Source organism: Amycolatopsis sp. MEPSY49 (genome assembly GCF_051337345.1).
Lineage (GTDB): Bacteria > Actinomycetota > Actinomycetes > Mycobacteriales > Pseudonocardiaceae > Amycolatopsis.
In genome coordinates, this window is sequence record NZ_JBDLYJ010000005.1 from 534,991 (window position 1) to 549,956 (window position 14,966).

16 protein-coding genes are annotated in these 14,966 nt (G+C 70.4%); 8 read left to right on the plus strand and 8 right to left on the minus strand.

Features of this window, described 5'->3' with window-relative positions; genetic code table 11:
* Position 1: 1 nt before the first annotated feature.
* Positions 2-865 (minus strand): carbohydrate ABC transporter permease, encoded by an 864-nt coding sequence (locus ABFJ78_RS25615; protein WP_436388899.1) that lies wholly within the window; start codon positions 863-865, stop codon positions 2-4.
* A gap of 1 nt (position 866) precedes the next feature.
* Complete coding sequence (locus ABFJ78_RS25620) at positions 867-1,796, minus strand: carbohydrate ABC transporter permease (protein ID WP_436388900.1); 930 nt, start codon at positions 1,794-1,796, stop codon at positions 867-869.
* A 134-nt stretch (positions 1,797-1,930) separates the two neighbouring features.
* Between ABFJ78_RS25620 and ABFJ78_RS25625 the strand changes: the two genes are divergently transcribed.
* Both ABFJ78_RS25625 and ABFJ78_RS25630 read left to right on the plus strand, forming a co-directional pair.
* Positions 1,931-2,917 (plus strand): LacI family DNA-binding transcriptional regulator, encoded by a 987-nt coding sequence (locus ABFJ78_RS25625; RefSeq protein ID WP_436388901.1) that lies wholly within the window; start codon positions 1,931-1,933, stop codon positions 2,915-2,917.
* Between the two features lie 291 nt (positions 2,918-3,208).
* Entirely contained in the window at positions 3,209-3,391 is a 183-nt protein-coding gene (locus ABFJ78_RS25630) for a hypothetical protein (RefSeq protein WP_436388903.1), read from the plus strand.
* Here ABFJ78_RS25630 and ABFJ78_RS25635 read toward each other — a convergent pair.
* A complete protein-coding gene (locus tag ABFJ78_RS25635) occupies positions 3,369-3,992 on the minus strand; it encodes a DsbA family oxidoreductase (RefSeq protein WP_436389023.1) in 624 nt (207 codons plus the stop codon). The two genes, ABFJ78_RS25630 and ABFJ78_RS25635, sit on opposite strands and share 23 nt — an antisense overlap.
* A gap of 84 nt (positions 3,993-4,076) precedes the next feature.
* On the opposite strand from ABFJ78_RS25635, the gene ABFJ78_RS25640 reads away from it, so the two are divergent.
* Positions 4,077-4,676 carry a QsdR family transcriptional regulator gene (locus ABFJ78_RS25640; RefSeq protein WP_436388904.1) on the plus strand — a complete coding sequence of 200 codons (600 nt, stop codon included), beginning with the start codon at positions 4,077-4,079 and terminating at the stop codon, positions 4,674-4,676.
* A 257-nt stretch (positions 4,677-4,933) separates the two neighbouring features.
* Positions 4,934-5,863, plus strand: a complete 930-nt coding sequence (gene bdeA / locus ABFJ78_RS25645; protein WP_436388905.1) for a bis(hydroxyethyl) terephthalate hydrolase — start codon at positions 4,934-4,936, stop codon at positions 5,861-5,863.
* A gap of 5 nt (positions 5,864-5,868) precedes the next feature.
* On the opposite strand, the gene ABFJ78_RS25650 is transcribed toward bdeA, so the two are convergent.
* Positions 5,869-6,849 carry an NAD(P)-dependent alcohol dehydrogenase gene (locus ABFJ78_RS25650; protein WP_436388906.1) on the minus strand — a complete coding sequence of 327 codons (981 nt, stop codon included), beginning with the start codon at positions 6,847-6,849 and terminating at the stop codon, positions 5,869-5,871.
* 90 nt (positions 6,850-6,939) lie between these two features.
* Between ABFJ78_RS25650 and ABFJ78_RS25655 the strand changes: the two genes are divergently transcribed.
* Positions 6,940-7,599 (plus strand): TetR/AcrR family transcriptional regulator, encoded by a 660-nt coding sequence (locus tag ABFJ78_RS25655; RefSeq protein ID WP_436388907.1) that lies wholly within the window; start codon positions 6,940-6,942, stop codon positions 7,597-7,599.
* Positions 7,600-7,644: 45 nt separating this feature from the next.
* Positions 7,645-8,637, plus strand: coding sequence for an LLM class flavin-dependent oxidoreductase (locus ABFJ78_RS25660; RefSeq protein ID WP_436388908.1), 993 nt, complete (start codon positions 7,645-7,647; stop codon positions 8,635-8,637).
* On the opposite strand, the gene ABFJ78_RS25665 is transcribed toward ABFJ78_RS25660, so the two are convergent.
* The 3 genes from ABFJ78_RS25665 to sigK form a co-directional block, all read right to left on the minus strand.
* Positions 8,638-9,312 carry a fasciclin domain-containing protein gene (locus tag ABFJ78_RS25665; protein ID WP_436388909.1) on the minus strand — a complete coding sequence of 225 codons (675 nt, stop codon included), beginning with the start codon at positions 9,310-9,312 and terminating at the stop codon, positions 8,638-8,640.
* A 300-nt stretch (positions 9,313-9,612) separates the two neighbouring features.
* Positions 9,613-10,293, minus strand: coding sequence for an anti-sigma factor (locus ABFJ78_RS25670; RefSeq protein WP_436388910.1), 681 nt, complete (start codon positions 10,291-10,293; stop codon positions 9,613-9,615).
* Positions 10,290-10,886 carry an ECF RNA polymerase sigma factor SigK gene (sigK, locus tag ABFJ78_RS25675; RefSeq protein WP_436388911.1) on the minus strand — a complete coding sequence of 199 codons (597 nt, stop codon included), beginning with the start codon at positions 10,884-10,886 and terminating at the stop codon, positions 10,290-10,292. Before sigK ends, ABFJ78_RS25670 begins: the two co-directional genes overlap by 4 nt.
* Before the next feature lie 566 nt (positions 10,887-11,452).
* Between sigK and ABFJ78_RS25680 the strand changes: the two genes are divergently transcribed.
* Both ABFJ78_RS25680 and ABFJ78_RS25685 read left to right on the plus strand, forming a co-directional pair.
* The gene (locus ABFJ78_RS25680; RefSeq protein WP_436388912.1) at positions 11,453-11,866 is read left to right on the plus strand and encodes an SsgA family sporulation/cell division regulator; all 414 of its coding nucleotides are present in this window, start codon (positions 11,453-11,455) and stop codon (positions 11,864-11,866) included.
* A 14-nt stretch (positions 11,867-11,880) separates the two neighbouring features.
* Positions 11,881-13,236 carry a class I adenylate-forming enzyme family protein gene (locus ABFJ78_RS25685; RefSeq protein ID WP_436388913.1) on the plus strand — a complete coding sequence of 452 codons (1,356 nt, stop codon included), beginning with the start codon at positions 11,881-11,883 and terminating at the stop codon, positions 13,234-13,236.
* Here the strand turns inward: ABFJ78_RS25685 and ilvD are convergent.
* The gene (ilvD, locus tag ABFJ78_RS25690; RefSeq protein ID WP_436388914.1) at positions 13,215-14,906 is read right to left on the minus strand and encodes a dihydroxy-acid dehydratase; all 1,692 of its coding nucleotides are present in this window, start codon (positions 14,904-14,906) and stop codon (positions 13,215-13,217) included. The two genes, ABFJ78_RS25685 and ilvD, sit on opposite strands and share 22 nt — an antisense overlap.
* Positions 14,907-14,966: the final 60 nt, after the last annotated feature.

Below are 14,966 nucleotides of genomic sequence, written 5' to 3' on the forward strand. Positions count from 1 at the left end.
GCTATTGCTTGACGCTGCCCGCGCTCAGCCCGGATTGCCAGAACCGTTGCATGAGCAGGAAAGCGAGGACGAGGGGGATGATCGTGAGCAGCGACCCCGTGAGCACGAGGTTGAAGATCGGCTGGGCGCCGGCGCCGTTCGCCTGCGCGCTCCACTGGTTGAGCCCGACGGTCAGCGGGTACCACTTGGGCTCGCTGAGCATGATCAGCGGCAGGAAGTAGTTGTTCCAGGTCTGCACCATCGTGAACAGCGCGACCGTGACGATCCCGGGGACGAGCTGACGCAGCGTCACGGTGAGGAAGATCCGGAGCTCGCCCGCGCCGTCGATCCGCGCCGCTTCCAGGAGCTCGTCGGGGATCGCGTCGGCTGCGTAGACCCAGATCAGGTAGAGGCCGAACGGGCTGATCAGCGACGGGATGATGATCGCGAGCGGTGTGTTGGTCAGGCCGAGCTTGCTGAACATCAGGAACGTCGGCACGGCGAGCGCCGTCGCGGGGACGGCCACGGCGCCGAGGACGACGGCGAACACCGCGCGGCGGCCCGGGAAGCGGTACTTGGCCAGGCCGTAACCCGCCGCGGTGGCGAGGATCGTCGCGCCGCCGGCGCCGACCACGACGTAGAGCAGGGTGTTGCCCAGCCAGCGGAAGAAGATCCCGCCGTTGTAGGTGAACGTCTGGGCGATGTTGTCGAACAGCGCGAACGAACCGCCGAAGGACAGGCCCGACGTCGAGAACAGGGCGTCCTGGGTCTTGGTCGCGTTGATCAGCAGCCAGGCCAGCGGCACCAGGGTGTAGAGCAGGTACAGCGCCATGACCGCGGTGAGGACGCGGGACTTGCGCGGCCGCGTCACCGAGAAGGTCGCCACGTCACATCCCCTTCCGGGAGCCGCGCAGCTGCACGACGTAGGCGATGACCGCGGTGATCACGCCCATCACGATCGCGACCGCGGCGGAGTAGTTGTACTGCTGGCCGGCGAAGGAGAGGTTGTAGGCGTACATGTTCGGCGTGTAGAACGTGCCGATCACGTTCGGCACCAGGTTGCGCATGATGTTCGGCTCGTTGAACAGCTGGAAGCTGCCGATGATCGAGAAGATCGTGGCGATCACGATGGCCCCGCGGATCGCCGGCAGCTTGACCGACAGGATCGTGCGGAACGCGCCGGCGCCGTCGATCGAGGCGGCTTCGAACAGCTCCTTGGGGATCACCTTGAGCGCGGAGTAGAAGATCAGCATGTTGTAGCCGACGAACTCCCACGTGACGACGTTGCCGATCGAGGCGAGCAACCAGTTCTGGGACAACGGCTTGATCGCGTCGGTGCCGAACAGGTGGTTGAGGTCCGCGGCGAGTCCGAAGTGGTCACCGTAGATGAAGCCCCACATCAGCGCGGCGACCACGGCGGGCACGGCGTACGGCAGGAAGATCACGACCCGGAAGAACCCGGCGGCGTGCAGCCGGGCGCTGTCGATCGCCAGTGCCGCGATCAGCGCGAGCACCAGCATGATCGGCACCTGCACGGCGAGGAACACCAGCACCCGCCGGAAGGCCTCCCAGAACTTCGGGTCGGCGAGCACCTGCGCGTAGTTGTCGGCGCCGACGAACACCGTGCCGCCGAAGAAGGCCTGGTCGCGGAAGAGGCTGAGGACGAACGCGTAGCCGACCGGCGCGATGAACGTGAGCGCGAACACGAGCATGAAGGGGGCGACGAAGAGCCAGCCCCGCCAGTTCCGCCGGGGGCGGCGGGCCGACGGCGCCGGGCGAGCCGGTGCCGCGACGGGCGGTGCCGCTGTGGACGTCATCGTCCCTCCGGGGTTTCGTACGGATGTTTACGTCAACATTTCTGCGCGGAAGGGTAACGTGTTGACGTAAACATGTCCAGGACACTCCCGAGGAGACACTCGTGCCGGCTGCATCCCCCCGTCGTGGACCGTCGATGGCGGACGTGGCCCGCGAGGCGGGCGTGTCGGGACAGACGGTGTCCCGGGTCGCGAACGGCAGGACGAACGTCGACGACGCCACGCGCGAACGCGTCCTCGCGGCGATGCGCCGGATCGGCTACCGGCCCAACAGCGCGGCGCGGGCGTTGCGCAACGGCAAGTTCCGCAGCATCGGCGTGATCATTTCGGCGCTGCCGACGTTCGGCAACAGCCGCACGCTCGACGCGATCGCGGCGGCGGTGGTGCCGGAGGGGTTCTCGATCATCCTGATGCCGGTGACGCGCCCGACGCAGGGCGAGGTGACGGGCGCGTTCAGCAAGCTGAACGAGCAGGCCGTCGACGGCGTGATCATCCTGATCGAGCAGCACCAGCTGGACCAGAGCGAGATCGAGCTGCCGCACGGGTTGCCGGTGGTGGTGATCGACTCGAGCGCGCGCTACGACTACCCGGTGGTGGACACGGACCAGGCCGACGGCGCGGCAACGGCGACGCGGCACTTGCTTTCCCTGGGGCACGCGACGGTGTGGCACATCGCGGGACCACCGCAGTCGTATTCGGCCGAGCGGCGCCGCAAGTCGTGGCGGGCCACTTTGGAAATGGCGGGGGCTTTCGTGCCTCCGGTTTTGCCGGGCGACTGGTCTCCGTCATCGGGTTACGAGGCGGGGTTGACGTTGGCTCGCGACCCTTCGGTGACGGCGGTGTTCGCGGCCAACGACCAGATGGCGCTGGGGTTGCTGCGGGCGTTGCACGAGTCGGGGCGCCGGGTGCCGGCGGAGGTCAGCGTGGTGGGGTTCGACGACATGGAGGAGTCGGCCCATTTCTGGCCCCCGTTGACTACGATCCGCCAATCGTTCGAGGCCGTCGGCCGGCACGCGGTTTCGGCGTTGCTGGCGGAGATCGAGACGGGCGCGGAGGTCGGCGAGCCGGTGTCGGTGCCGACGGAGCTGGTGGTCCGTTCGAGCACCGCGCCGCCGCCCGCTTGAGCTGGGGGTGCCGCGGCGGTGGTCCGGAATTGTCGGTGCCCGCCGGTAAAGTAGAGAACGGGCGGGCTCGGGACACGAACCCGCAAGGTCGCGAATGCCGCATCCGGAACCCTCAAGGCCGCGAATGAGCCGTTCGCGACCTCGCCGGGCACCCGCCGCCCCTCAGCACACGAACCTCGTTTGAGCGCGCCGACCCGCGGGCATTACCGGCCACCAAGCCGGATCCCCCGGTCAAGCGAACGTCGCAGTGGTGTGGACCATTCGGCCCACCGCCGCAGAAACGAGGCCGTCATGCTCGCCATTCTCGCCGCCGTGCTCTTCGGGCTCGCCCTGCTCATGGAACTCGCCGGGTTCGGCCTCGGGCCGATCATCACGTCCGGGACCCTGACCACCGCCGGGCTGCTGTGCGTCGCCCTGCACCTGGCCGGCGTCGCCACCGACCGGTCGCGGTTCAGCCGGCGGCGGCGTCGCTGACCCGCCGCAGCACCTGGGCGAACACCTCGGGCGACTGGGCGCCCGCGACGCCGAACCGCGAGTCGAGCACGAAGAACGGCACCCCCGTCGCGCCGAGCGCCCGGGCCTGTTCGCCGTCCGCCGCGACTTCGGCTTCGTAGGCGTCCGATTCGAGCACCGCGCGGGCGTCGCCGGCGTCGAGCCCCGCTTCCGCGGCCAGCTCCACCAGCGATTCGCGGTCGAACAGCGACCGCCGTTCGGTGAAGTGCGCGCGGTAGAACCGGTCGACGACGGCGTCGGCCAGCCCGCGCTCGCCGGCGAGGTGCACCAGGCGGTGGCCGTCGACGGTGTTTCCCATGTGGACACCGGCCAGGTGGTACTCGAGACCGTCGGCGGCCGCGCGCTGCTCCATCTGCGCTTCCATCGCGTCGGCTTCTTCGAGCGTCCGGCCGTACTTCTCGGCGAGCACCTCGCGCGTCGGCCGGGACGTCCCGCGCGGGAACGACGGGTCGAGCTGGAACGAGTGGTGCACCACCTCGACGTCGGCGCCGACTTCGGCGACCGCCCGTTCGAAGCGGCGCTTGCCGAGGTAGCACCAGGGACAGACGAGATCGGACCAGATGTCAACACGCACGCAACCAAGCTAACCCAGCCGGTGGCACGCACTTCAAGGTAACCGTCCCGGACCTGTGGATAGGGTGGCCCGGTGACCGTCTCGACCGACGACATCGTCCGCCACGCGGCGCGGCTGCTGTTCGCCGGAACCCGCCTCGACCTCGGCCGGATGGCGACCGAACTCGGGATCTCGCGCACGACGTTCTTCCGCCGCGTCGGCAACCGCGACGACCTGATGGGCGCCGGCCTGCGGCTGCTGTCCGACCGCACGTGGCAGCGGGCGCTGGATCGGTGGCACGCCTCCCACGGCTCCTCCGTCCGCACCCCCGAGGGGCGCCTGCGATGCCTGTGGGTGATGGAGGAGTACCGCCGCGAGGTCGCGGCCAACGAGGGCATGCGCAAGCTGATCGAGGCGGAGTCGACGGTGGCGCTGCGCGTGCTGACGGACCCGCGCGGCGCGGTCCAGCCGGCCCTGGTCGACGCGCACGTGGAACTGTTCCGCGCGGACGCCTCGGCGGCGGGGCTGACGCCGCTGGTCGGACTGCCGGACCTGGCGTTCGCGGTCGTCCGGCTGGGTGAGTCGTTCTTGTACTCGGACGTGCTGGCCGCGCGGACGGTCGACTTGAAGGTCGCGACGACGCTGCTGGACACGTTGGTGCGCGGAGCCTTGGAGCCGACTGCGGCCCGCTGACGGGAAGCGGCGTTCACTTTTACTCACCCTCGTGAGTGCCACCCCTCCCCGACTCACTGAGCAAGCGCACAGTCGGTCAACTACTCACCCGTTCGGGTGTTGTGGAACATTTGGGCGAAGTGTTTCATGAGTCCACGGGAAAGCGGTTACCCCGCAGCCCGCACGCGGCACGCCCTCCGTTGCCGTGCAACGGTTCCATCGGTCCGCCCGTCCGTGTCCGGGCGCGCTTCGCCCTGCCCGGGGAAAGAGAGCGATCCATGTCCGTACTCACCAGTCCGCCGACGTCGTCAGACTCGGGTGAGAAAATTTCCCGCCGCCGCTCGTGGCGGGCCAAGGCCGCCGGGGTCCTCGCGGCCGCCTTGACGGTCACCACCGTCGTCGCTTCGCCGGCACCCGCCGCCGACAACCCCTACGAACGGGGGCCCGCCCCGACCACCGCCAGCATCGAAGCGAGCCGCGGCAGCTTCGCGACCAGCACCGTCACCGTGTCGCGGCTCGCCGTCTCGGGCTTCGGCGGCGGGACGATCTACTACCCCACCACCACGACCGCCGGCACGTTCGGGGCGATCTCGATCGCGCCCGGCTTCACCGCGCTCCAGTCGAGCATCGCCTGGCTGGGCCCGCGGCTCGCGTCGCAGGGGTTCGTCGTGTTCACCATCGACACCCTGACCACCAGCGACCAGCCCGACAGCCGGGGCCGGCAGCTGCTGGCCTCCCTCGACTACCTCACCCAGCAGAGCAGCGTCCGGTCCCGCATCGACAGCAGCAGGCTCGGCGTGGTCGGGCACTCGATGGGCGGCGGCGGCACGCTCGAAGCGGCGCGCTCCCGGCCGTCGCTGCAGGCCGCGATCCCGCTGACCGGCTGGAACCTGACCAAGAACTGGTCGACCCTGCGCGTGCCGACGCTCGTCGTCGGAGCGGAGGCGGACACCGTCGCCCCGGTGGCCACGCACTCGATCCCGTTCTACACCAGCCTGCCGTCCTCTTTGGACAAGGCGTACCTCGAACTGCGCGGTGCCAGCCACTTCGCCCCGAACTCGTCGAACACGACGATCGCGAAGTACACGCTCTCCTGGCTCAAGCGGTTCATCGACAACGACACCCGCTACGAACAGTTCCTGTGCCCGATCCCGAACACCAGCCTGTCCATTTCGGACTACCGCGGCAACTGCCCGCACAACGGCTGACCGCCTCAGCCGGGCACGCCGAGGGTGACCGACACCTTTCCCTTGGCGTGCCCGGCTTCCTGGTAGGCGAACGCGGCGGGCAGGTCGTCGAACGGGTAGGTCCGGTCGATCACCGGCGTGACCGCGCCCCGCTCCACCCACGCGGTCAGCTCGCCCAGCACCGCTTTCTTGTCCGGGCAGGCGACCGCGTCCGCGAGCACCACGCGCCGCCGTGCGAACGGCCCGGCGGCCAGCGCGGCGAAGACGTGCCCGGCGGGCTGCAGCCAGCGCCCGGCCGGGCCACCGATCGCGACGAACGTGCCGTCGCGCTCCAGCACCCGGCGGCAGGCGAACAGCGACCGGCCACCGGCGACGTCCAGCACGAACTCGTAGCGGCGCCCGCTGCGCGTGAAGTCTTCGGACCGGTAGTCGACGACGTTTTCGGCGCCGAGCGAGCGCACGAGGCCGGCGTTGGCGGCGCTGCACACAGCGTCGACTCGGGCGCCGAGCGCCTTCGCCAGCTGGACGGCGAAGGTGCCGACACCGCCGGAAGCCCCGTTGACCAGCACCCGGTGCCCCGGTTCCACACCCCGCAGGGAAAGCAGCGCGGTCACGGCGGCCATCGGGATCGCCGCCGCCTGCTCGTGGGACAGGTTCGCCGGCATCGGCGCCAGGAGGTCTTCGGGCACGCAGACGTATTCGGCGTGCGCGCCCCTCGGCAGCAGCGCGTAGACGTCGTCACCCGGCGAGAACCGCTTCCCGGCGGTCTCGACCCGGCCGGCCAGGTCGCAGCCGAGGACGCCGACCGGCGGACGGCGCAGACCGAAGCCCCCGGTCATCAGGCGGGCCACGCGGGGCTCGCCTCTCAGGAAGTGCCAGTCGTACGGGTTGACCGACGTGGCGTGCACGCGGACGAGCACTTCGCCGTCTCCCGGGACGAGATCCGGCACGTCTTCCCAGGTCAAAGCCTCGGGCGGGCCGTACACACGTTGAACCAGAGCCTTCACGACATCTCCCTTACGTTGTAAGTCGTACGTTGTAAGGTAGCTCTGGAGCACGCGCCGGGTCAAGGAGCCTTACGTTGTACGATCTTGTGCGTGACCACCGACGCCCGGACCCCGCTGAGCCGGGAGCGCGTGCTGCGCGCGGCCGTCGCGCTCGCCGACGAGCACGGCCTGCGCGCGGTGACGATGCGCCGGCTCGCCGACGAGCTCGACGCCGAGGCGATGTCGCTCTACTACCACGTGGCCAAGAAGGAAGACCTGCTCGACGGGATCGTCGACGTCGTCGCGCAGGAGATCAACGAAGCCGTCGCCCGGCTGGAGCCCGGTCCGGACTGGCGGCAGACGGCGCGGCGGCGCATCCTCGCCGCCCGCCAGGTGTTCCTGCGCCACCGCTGGGCGCCGGCGCTGTTCGAGACGCGGTCGTCGACGAGCCTCGCGGTGCTGAAGTACTACGACGCCTTGGTCGGGGTCATGCGCGAGGGCGGCTTCACGCACGACCGGATCCACCACGCGCTGCACGCGCTCGGCAGCCGGGCCCTGGGGTTCAGCCACGAGGTGTTCGACCCGAACGCGGGCGCGTCGGCCGAGCTCCCGGCGGACCTGGCCGCGCAGCTGCCGAACCTGGCCGGGATGCTGAGCGATCTCGCCCACGACGACCCGGACTCGACCCTGGGCTGGTGCGACGACCAGGCCGAGTTCGAGTTCGGCCTCGACCTCATCCTCGCCGGCTTGGACCGGCTGCGGGGCCGGTAGTCCAGCACGTGGGACACCGCCGCGCGCCGGAGCAGAATCGGCGGTGTGTCGCGACCACTGCGGAAGCTCGGCTTCCTGACCATCGGCCTCTTCGACCCCGCCGACCCGCGGCGGGGGCACGAGTCGACGCTGGAGATCATCGAGCTCGGTGAACAGCTCGGGTTCGACAGCGCCTGGGTGCGGCACCGGCACCTGCAGCACGGCATCTCCTCGCCCGTCGCCGTGCTGGCCGCCGCGTCGCAGCGGACCGAACGGATCGAGCTCGGGACCGCCGTCATCCCGCTCGCCTGGGAGAACCCGCTGCGGCTCGCCGAAGACCTCGCCACCGTCGACCTGCTCTCCGGCGGCCGGCTCAACCCGGGGATCAGCGTCGGGCCGCCGATGCGCTACGACGAGGTCAAGCGTGCCCTCTACCCGGACACCGCGGACGCCGAGGACTTCTCCTACGAGCGCGTGCGCCGGCTGCTGGACTTCGTGCGCGGCAAGCCCGCCACCGGCTTCAGCGGCACCGAGGGTTTCGAGGTCTTCTCCGACCGCGTCCAGCCGCAGGCGCCCGGGCTCGGCGACCGCCTCTGGTACGGCGGCGCGAGCCTGCGCTCGGCCGAGTGGGCCGGCAAGCACGCGATGAACTTCCTGACCAGCAGCGTGGTCAAGGCCGAGGGCGAGAGCACGGACTTCGCCGAGATCCAGCTGTCGCACATCCGGACCTTCCGCGAGCACCACCCCGCCGGCCGAATCTCACAGGGATTGGTGGTCATCCCGACGGACACCGCGACGCCGGAGCAGCGCGCGAAGTACGAGGCCTACGCCGAGAAACGGCTGCCGCGCACCGCGGAACCGCAGGGTCCGGCGCGGATGCTGTTCTCCCCCGACTTCGTCGGCAGCTCCGCGGAAATCGCCGAACGGCTGCACGCGCACGAGGCGTTCCGCGAGATCGACGAGGTGGCTTTCGCCCTGCCGTTCACCTTCGACCACGAAGACTACGTGCAGATCCTCACCGACATCGCGGAACGCCTCGGTCCGCTGCTCGGCCGTTGACTACTTGTTGGTGCCCGGGGTCAGCACCTTGTCGATCACGAAGACCGTGGCGTTCTTCGTGGGGATGTCGCCGCACAGGATCTTCGCGCCGTTGACGGTCAGGTTGTCGCCCGAGCCCTCGATCTTCAGCGGCCCGCCCGCGGTGTTCAGCGACTCCAGCGTGCCGGCCGACTCGAGACCCTTGGCGTCGTAGCGCTTGCCGACGACGTGGTACTGCAGGATCGGCGCCAGCTCGGCCGGCTTGCCCGCCAGCTCGGCGAACTTCGCGTCGCCCAGCGCCGCGAACGCCGGGTCGGCCGGGGCAAACACGGTGATGGCCTGCTGGCTGTTGAGCGTGTCGACCAGGTTTGTGGCCTTGACTGCCGCCACCAGCTTGGTCAGCAGCGGGTTGGTCGACGCGGCCGAAGCGACCGGCTGCGGGCCCATCGAGTCCAGCGAACCGGGCGCGGAACCCTGCGGCAGCTGCGAACAGGCGGGGCCGAAGACGTCGGCGTTGGTCGTCACGCCGTCCCCGGCGGCCATGCTCGACGACGGCGCGGCCATCGACGACGACGGCGCGGGAGCCGGGGCGCTGCTGGAACTCCCGGAAGAAGCGGTGTCGCTGCCGCTGCACGCGGTCAGCGAAAGCGCGGCCACGGCGGCGAAACCGATTCCGGCGACACGAAGCTTGGTCACGAAAATCACTCCAAAAGCGGCTGTGAACTTTCTTCTTACGGGGTATTCGGGGCTACGCGGAAAACAGCTTGGCGCCCGATCGGGTGGTGTGGGTCACCGCGCGGTGAAATTGATGATCTGCCACCCGGTGGCGCCCTTTCCGGAAGGCGCGGTTCAAACCTTTGGGCGTGTCGATCCGCGATTCCGTCTTTTCCCGGCGCCGGCCCGTTTCCGCCAGTACGCCTGATGAGCCTGCCAAGTCGTCACTTCGAGACGGTGACCCATCGCCGCGGCCAGTGCTCATTGCCCTCCCATCAGGGGTCAGGCCAAGGAAATCCGGGTGACCGCCGGGGTCGTCGGGCCCGCGGATCCGCCCGCGGGTTCGACGGTGATGCCGATCCGGTCGGTGCCGGGCGGGATGTCGGACATGAGCATCCGCGGCTGGAGGAGCCCGGCCGAGTGCGCTTCGCCGGCGCGGATCAGCCACACCTGGTAGACGTGGCCGGCATCGAGCGCGGGCAGGTCCGAGGCGAGCAGCACGGCCTGGTTCCGGCTGCGCGAGACGACCAGCGTCGCGTGGCCCTCGCCGGTGCCCTGGATCGCGGACGCGTCGGGCGCGGACAGCACGGAGTCGACGGGGGCCGGCGGCGTCGAGGTGACGACGCCGACGCCGACCGCGACGAGGGCCGCCGCGGCGGCCCCGGCCAGCGCGACGCGCAGCCGGAAAACCTTGCCGCGCTTGACTTCGCCGCCCCGCTGGACCGGGATCCTCGGCGGCAGCTGCCGCGTGCGGGCGACGTCGGCCAGCACGAGGAGCCTCAGTTCGGCCGGTGGGGTCACCGGGTCGGCCGCGCCCAGGCGAGCGCCGGTCGCGCGCAGCTCGGCCACTTCCCGGCGGCACGCCGGGCATCGGCCGAGGTGCCGTTCGAACCCGGCACGCTCCACATCGGACAATGCGTCCAGCGCATAGGCCCCGGTCAGCGTGTGCAGCTCGGCGGTCATCGATCCACCCCCAGGCAGTCACGCAGCCGGATCAGGCCGTCCCGGATGCGGGTCTTGACGGTCCCGGGCGCCACCTTCAGCACCTCGGCGACCTCGGGATACGTGTAGCCGTTGTAGTACGCCAGCACGATCGACTCACGCTGGAGATCGGTCAGCTGCGCCAGGCACTGCCGGACGCGCTGCTGGTCGAGCGTGGCCAAAGTGGACTCGGTGACCTCGTCGAACGGCCGCCGCACGTCCATCCGGCCGGCTTTCTCCTCACGGTCGAGGACGGCTTGGTGCGAGCGCACGCGGTCGACGGCCCGGCGGTGGGCGATGGTCAGCACCCACGACAGGGCGCTCCCCCGGTCCGGGACGTACCGGGCGGCCTTGCGCCACACCTCCACGAGCACCTCCTGCGCCACTTCCTCGGCCTGGGCGTGGTTGCGCAGCACGCGCGTCACCAACCCGAGCACCGGCCCGGCGATGACGTCGTAGAGCGCCGCGAAGGCGGGTTCGTCGCCCGCCGCGACCCGTCTCAGGAGTTCTTCGGCGTCCGCCGCGGGCACCGGCGCTCCGTCCGGTTGCAGCCGCAGCCGCCCTCGCTCACCCATGCCCGGCACCCTCCGCCTCACCCTGGTTGTGCGAGGCGTTCGCGGCCGGACGGCGGTGCGGACTGGTGTGCGGTGAGGCTTCCCACCCGGACGGTGCAACTCCGGCGCCGGGACCCATCCGGAGGCGGGAGGGCTCCGAAAGTCTGGTGTCGAGGCCGGTCGGCGGCGCTCGGGCGGGCGGGCAACGGCGTGGGCGCCGGCGTCGCAACCCGCCCTGGAGCAGAGTGGCTTCGAAAGCCTGACGCAACGACTCCAATGTCGGAGTGACTTCAGCAGTGTATCGACTCCGAAACTTGAGTCACTTCAGTTATGCAGTGACTCCACTCCGCAGCCACTGCGGCGACGTAACGACGTCGAAGGTGAAACGACTGCACCTAAGCAAGGACTCCGAACGACTACTCACCCTGAGTGAGGAAACTGCCCGTAAGGTCACGCCGGCGGTGACCTCGGACACTTCTTGATCACCCCAGAGTGTGAAAGTTTTTCGGAACGCTGGGCGTTGAACTCACCATGGGTTATCCCTGGAACAAGACGAAGTTAACCGACGAGTAGCAAAGGCAGTCCCGATGGCCGACCCGCACAACGTGACCAGCGCCAGCATCGACTTCGCCCTGCGCACCTTCGGGGCCGGGCCGCGGCCGGTGCCCGCCGAGCTGGAGTACGACACCCGCGATCCCTACGCGGTCGCCGTGGTGCTGCACGCCGGCGCGAGCGCCGTCCGGTGGCTCTTCGGGCGCGACCTGCTCGCCGACGGCCTGCTCGCCCGCTGCGGCGACGGTGACGTCCGCGTCGGGCCCGCCGGCGACCCCGCCCTGATCGTCGTGGAGCTGACCTCCCCCGACGGCGCCGCCGTGCTCGAAGCGCCCGCCAAGGAGATCGCCGCCTTCCTCGACCGGACCTACGACGTCGTCCCCGCCGGCAGCGAAAGCGACTGGTTCGACTTCGACCAGGAACTCGAGAAGCTCTCGTACCAGGACTGAGTACCGTCGCCGCGGTGAGCTTCTTCCTGACGAAGGTCCTCGCCGCGCTCGAGGACGGCGGTGACCGTCCGCTGTTCGTCCAAGACGGCGTCACCACCTACCACCAGGCCCGCGACCGCCTCCGCCGCCTGCACGGCGGCCTTGGAACGACCCAGACCGTCGCCGTCGACCTGCGCAACCGGCCCGAGACGGTCCTCGTCCAGCTCTCCGCCCTCCTGCACGGCGCGACCGTGCTCATGGTCCCGGCCTCCGCACCCACGCAAGACCGGCTCGCCGCGGCGAAGGGCGCCACCGTCGTCACCGACCGGCCCCGAGACTGGCCCGGCGCCGACACCAGGACCCTCGCCGACCTCGACGGCGAGCCCCGGCCGCTGAACCCGCCGGACACCGTGCACCTCCTCTTCCCCACCGGCGGCACCACCGGCGCCCCCAAGCTCATCCGCCACAGCGGCATCTACGACGGCATGGCGCACATCTTCGCGCCGGACCCGGCCGGCCCCGGCCGCACGCTGCTCGTCGCGCCCATGACGCACATGACCGGCAACGCCACCGTCCTCGGCACGCTGCTCCGGCGCGACACCCTCGTCGTCCACGACGGTTTCGACGCGGGCGCCGTCCTCGACGCGATCCAGGAACACCGCATCGACACGCTCTCCCTGACGCCGCCGCGGCTGGCCGCCCTCCTCGATCACCCCAGACGGAAGCACACCGACCTCAGCAGCGTCCGCTCGCTGTCCCTCGGCGCCGCGCCGCTGCCGCCGCACCGGCTCGCCCAGGCGCTCGACGTCTTCGGCCCGGTCGTCGGCCAGGGCTACGGCCTCACCGAAGCGCCGATGATCGCGAGCATCTCGGCCGCCGAGCTGGTCGCGCGTCCCGGACTGCTCGGCTCGGTCGGGCGGATCGTGCCCGGCATGGAAGCCCGGATCACCGACGACGGCGAGGTCGAGGTGCGCGGACTGTCCATGATGGACGGTTACCTCGGCGGCCCGGACGTCGGCGCCGGCTGGCTGCGCACCGGGGACCTCGGCCGCTTCGACGACGACGGCTACCTCTACCTGCTCGACCGCGCCGACGACGTCGTCGTGACCGGCGAGCACGGCACCAAGGTCCCCACGACCGTCGTCGAACACGCGCTGGAGACGCACCCGGCGGTGCGGAGCGCCGCCGTGTTCGGCCAGGGCGAGCTGTTGCGCGCCGTCGTCGTCACCTCGGGCGAAGTGTCGGAAGACGAGCTGAAAGCGCACGCCAGAGCCACCTTCGGCCAGGAGCACTACGTCCCGGCGAAGGTGGACTTCGTCGCCGCACTCCCCCTCACCGAGGTCGGCAAGGTGGACAAGCGCGCCCTGGCTCAGCTCGTGACGGCCCCGTAGGACGACGACCGGACCAGCTTCGCGTACTTGCCGAGCACCCCTTCCGGGAACTTGTTCGGCAGCGGCTCCCAGCCTTCGCGGCGGCGGGCCAGCTCCGCGGCGTCGACCAGCAGGTCGATGCTGCGGCCCTTGATGTCGACGGCGATCCGGTCGCCGTCGCGGACGAACGCGATCGGCCCGCCGTCGACCGCCTCGGGCGCGACGTGGCCGATGCACAACCCGGTCGTGCCGCCGGAGAACCGGCCGTCGGTCAGCAGCAGGACGTCGCGGCCGAGCCCGGCGCCCTTGATCGCCGCGGTGATCGCGAGCATCTCACGCATGCCCGGGCCGCCCTTGGGGCCTTCGTAGCGGATGACGACGACGTCGCCGGCCTCGATCCGGCCCTCGTTCAACGCCGCCATCGCCTCCTGCTCGCGCTCGAACACGCGCGCCGGGCCTTCGAAGTTGGCCGTGTCGAAGCCCGCGGACTTCACGACCGCGCCGTCGGGCGCGAGCGAACCGCGCAGGATGGTGATGCCGCCGGTCGGGTGCAGCGGGTTGTCCAGCCTGCGCAGGACCTCGCCGTCGATCGGGTCGGGGTCCAGCTCGGCGAGGTTCTCCGCGACGGTCCGGCCGGTGACGGTCAGCGCGTCGCCGTGGATCAGCCCCTCGTCGAGCAGCGCCTTCATCAGCACCGGGATGCCGCCGTGGCGGTCGATGTCGTTCATGACGTACTTGCCGAACGGCTTGAGGTCGCCCAGGTGCGGGACGCGGTCGCCGACGCGGTTGAAGTCGTCCAGCGTCAGCTCGACCTTCGCCTCGTGCGCGATGGCCAGCAGGTGCAGCACGGCGTTGGTCGAGCCGCCGAGGGCCATCACGACGGTGATCGCGTTCTCGAACGCCTCCCGCGTGAGGATGTCCCGCGCGGTGATGCCCTTTTCGAGCAGCCCGACGACGGCTTCCCCCGAAAGGTGCGCGTAGTGGTCGCGACGGCGGTCCGCGGACGGCGGCGCGGCCGACCCCGGCATGCTCATCCCCATCGCCTCGGCCGCCGAGGCCATCGTATTCGCGGTGTACATTCCGCCGCAGGCGCCCTCACCAGGGCAGATGGCGCGTTCGATGCGGTCGAGGTCGCCGGTCTCCATGCGCCCGGCCCGGCACGCGCCGACCGCCTCGAAGGCGTCGATCAGCGTGACGTCCTTCTCGGTGCCGTCGGTCAGCTTCACCCAGCCGGGGGCGATGGTGCCCGCGTAGAGGAACACCGACGCGAGGTCGAGCCGGGCCGCCGCCATCAGCATGCCGGGCAGGGACTTGTCGCAGCCGGCCAGCAGGATCGAGCCGTCGAGCCGCTCGGCCTGCATGACCGTCTCGACGGAGTCGGCGATGACTTCGCGGGACACGAGCGAGAAGTGCATGCCGTCGTGGCCCATGGAAATGCCGTCGGACACGGAGATCGTGCCGAACTGCAGCGGGTAGCCGCCGGCCGCGTGCACGCCCTCCTTCGACGCCTGCGCGAGCCGGTCGAGCGACAGGTTGCACGGCGTGATCTCGTTCCACGAACTGGCGACGCCGATGATCGGCTTGCGCCAGTCGCCGTCCCCCATCCCGACGGCGCGGAGCATGCCGCGCGCGGGCGCGGCCTCGATCCCGTCGGTCACCGTGCGGCTGCGGGGTTTCGGATCGATCGTCATCGCGGGGCCCTCCGGTACGACGTTCGGACGCACTGCAGCCTACTCGGCTCGGCGCGGTCC

What these genes read in the sequence shown, in the direction of transcription:
- ABFJ78_RS25625 (WP_436388901.1), top strand. Translation starts at nt 1,931, where the DNA reads ATGGCGGACGTGGCCCGCGAGGCGGGCGTGTCGGGACAGACGGTGTCC.
- ABFJ78_RS25670 (WP_436388910.1), bottom strand. Translation starts at nt 10,293, where the DNA reads ATGACCGCCGAGCTGCACACGCTGACCGGGGCCTATGCGCTGGACGCA.
- sigK (WP_436388911.1), bottom strand. Translation starts at nt 10,886, where the DNA reads ATGGGTGAGCGAGGGCGGCTGCGGCTGCAACCGGACGGAGCGCCGGTG.
- ilvD (WP_436388914.1), bottom strand. Translation starts at nt 14,906, where the DNA reads ATGACGATCGATCCGAAACCCCGCAGCCGCACGGTGACCGACGGGATC.
- ABFJ78_RS25680 (WP_436388912.1), top strand. Translation starts at nt 11,453, where the DNA reads ATGGCCGACCCGCACAACGTGACCAGCGCCAGCATCGACTTCGCCCTG.
- ABFJ78_RS25630 (WP_436388903.1), top strand. Translation starts at nt 3,209, where the DNA reads ATGCTCGCCATTCTCGCCGCCGTGCTCTTCGGGCTCGCCCTGCTCATG.
- bdeA (WP_436388905.1), top strand. Translation starts at nt 4,934, where the DNA reads ATGTCCGTACTCACCAGTCCGCCGACGTCGTCAGACTCGGGTGAGAAA.
- ABFJ78_RS25620 (WP_436388900.1), bottom strand. Translation starts at nt 1,796, where the DNA reads ATGACGTCCACAGCGGCACCGCCCGTCGCGGCACCGGCTCGCCCGGCG.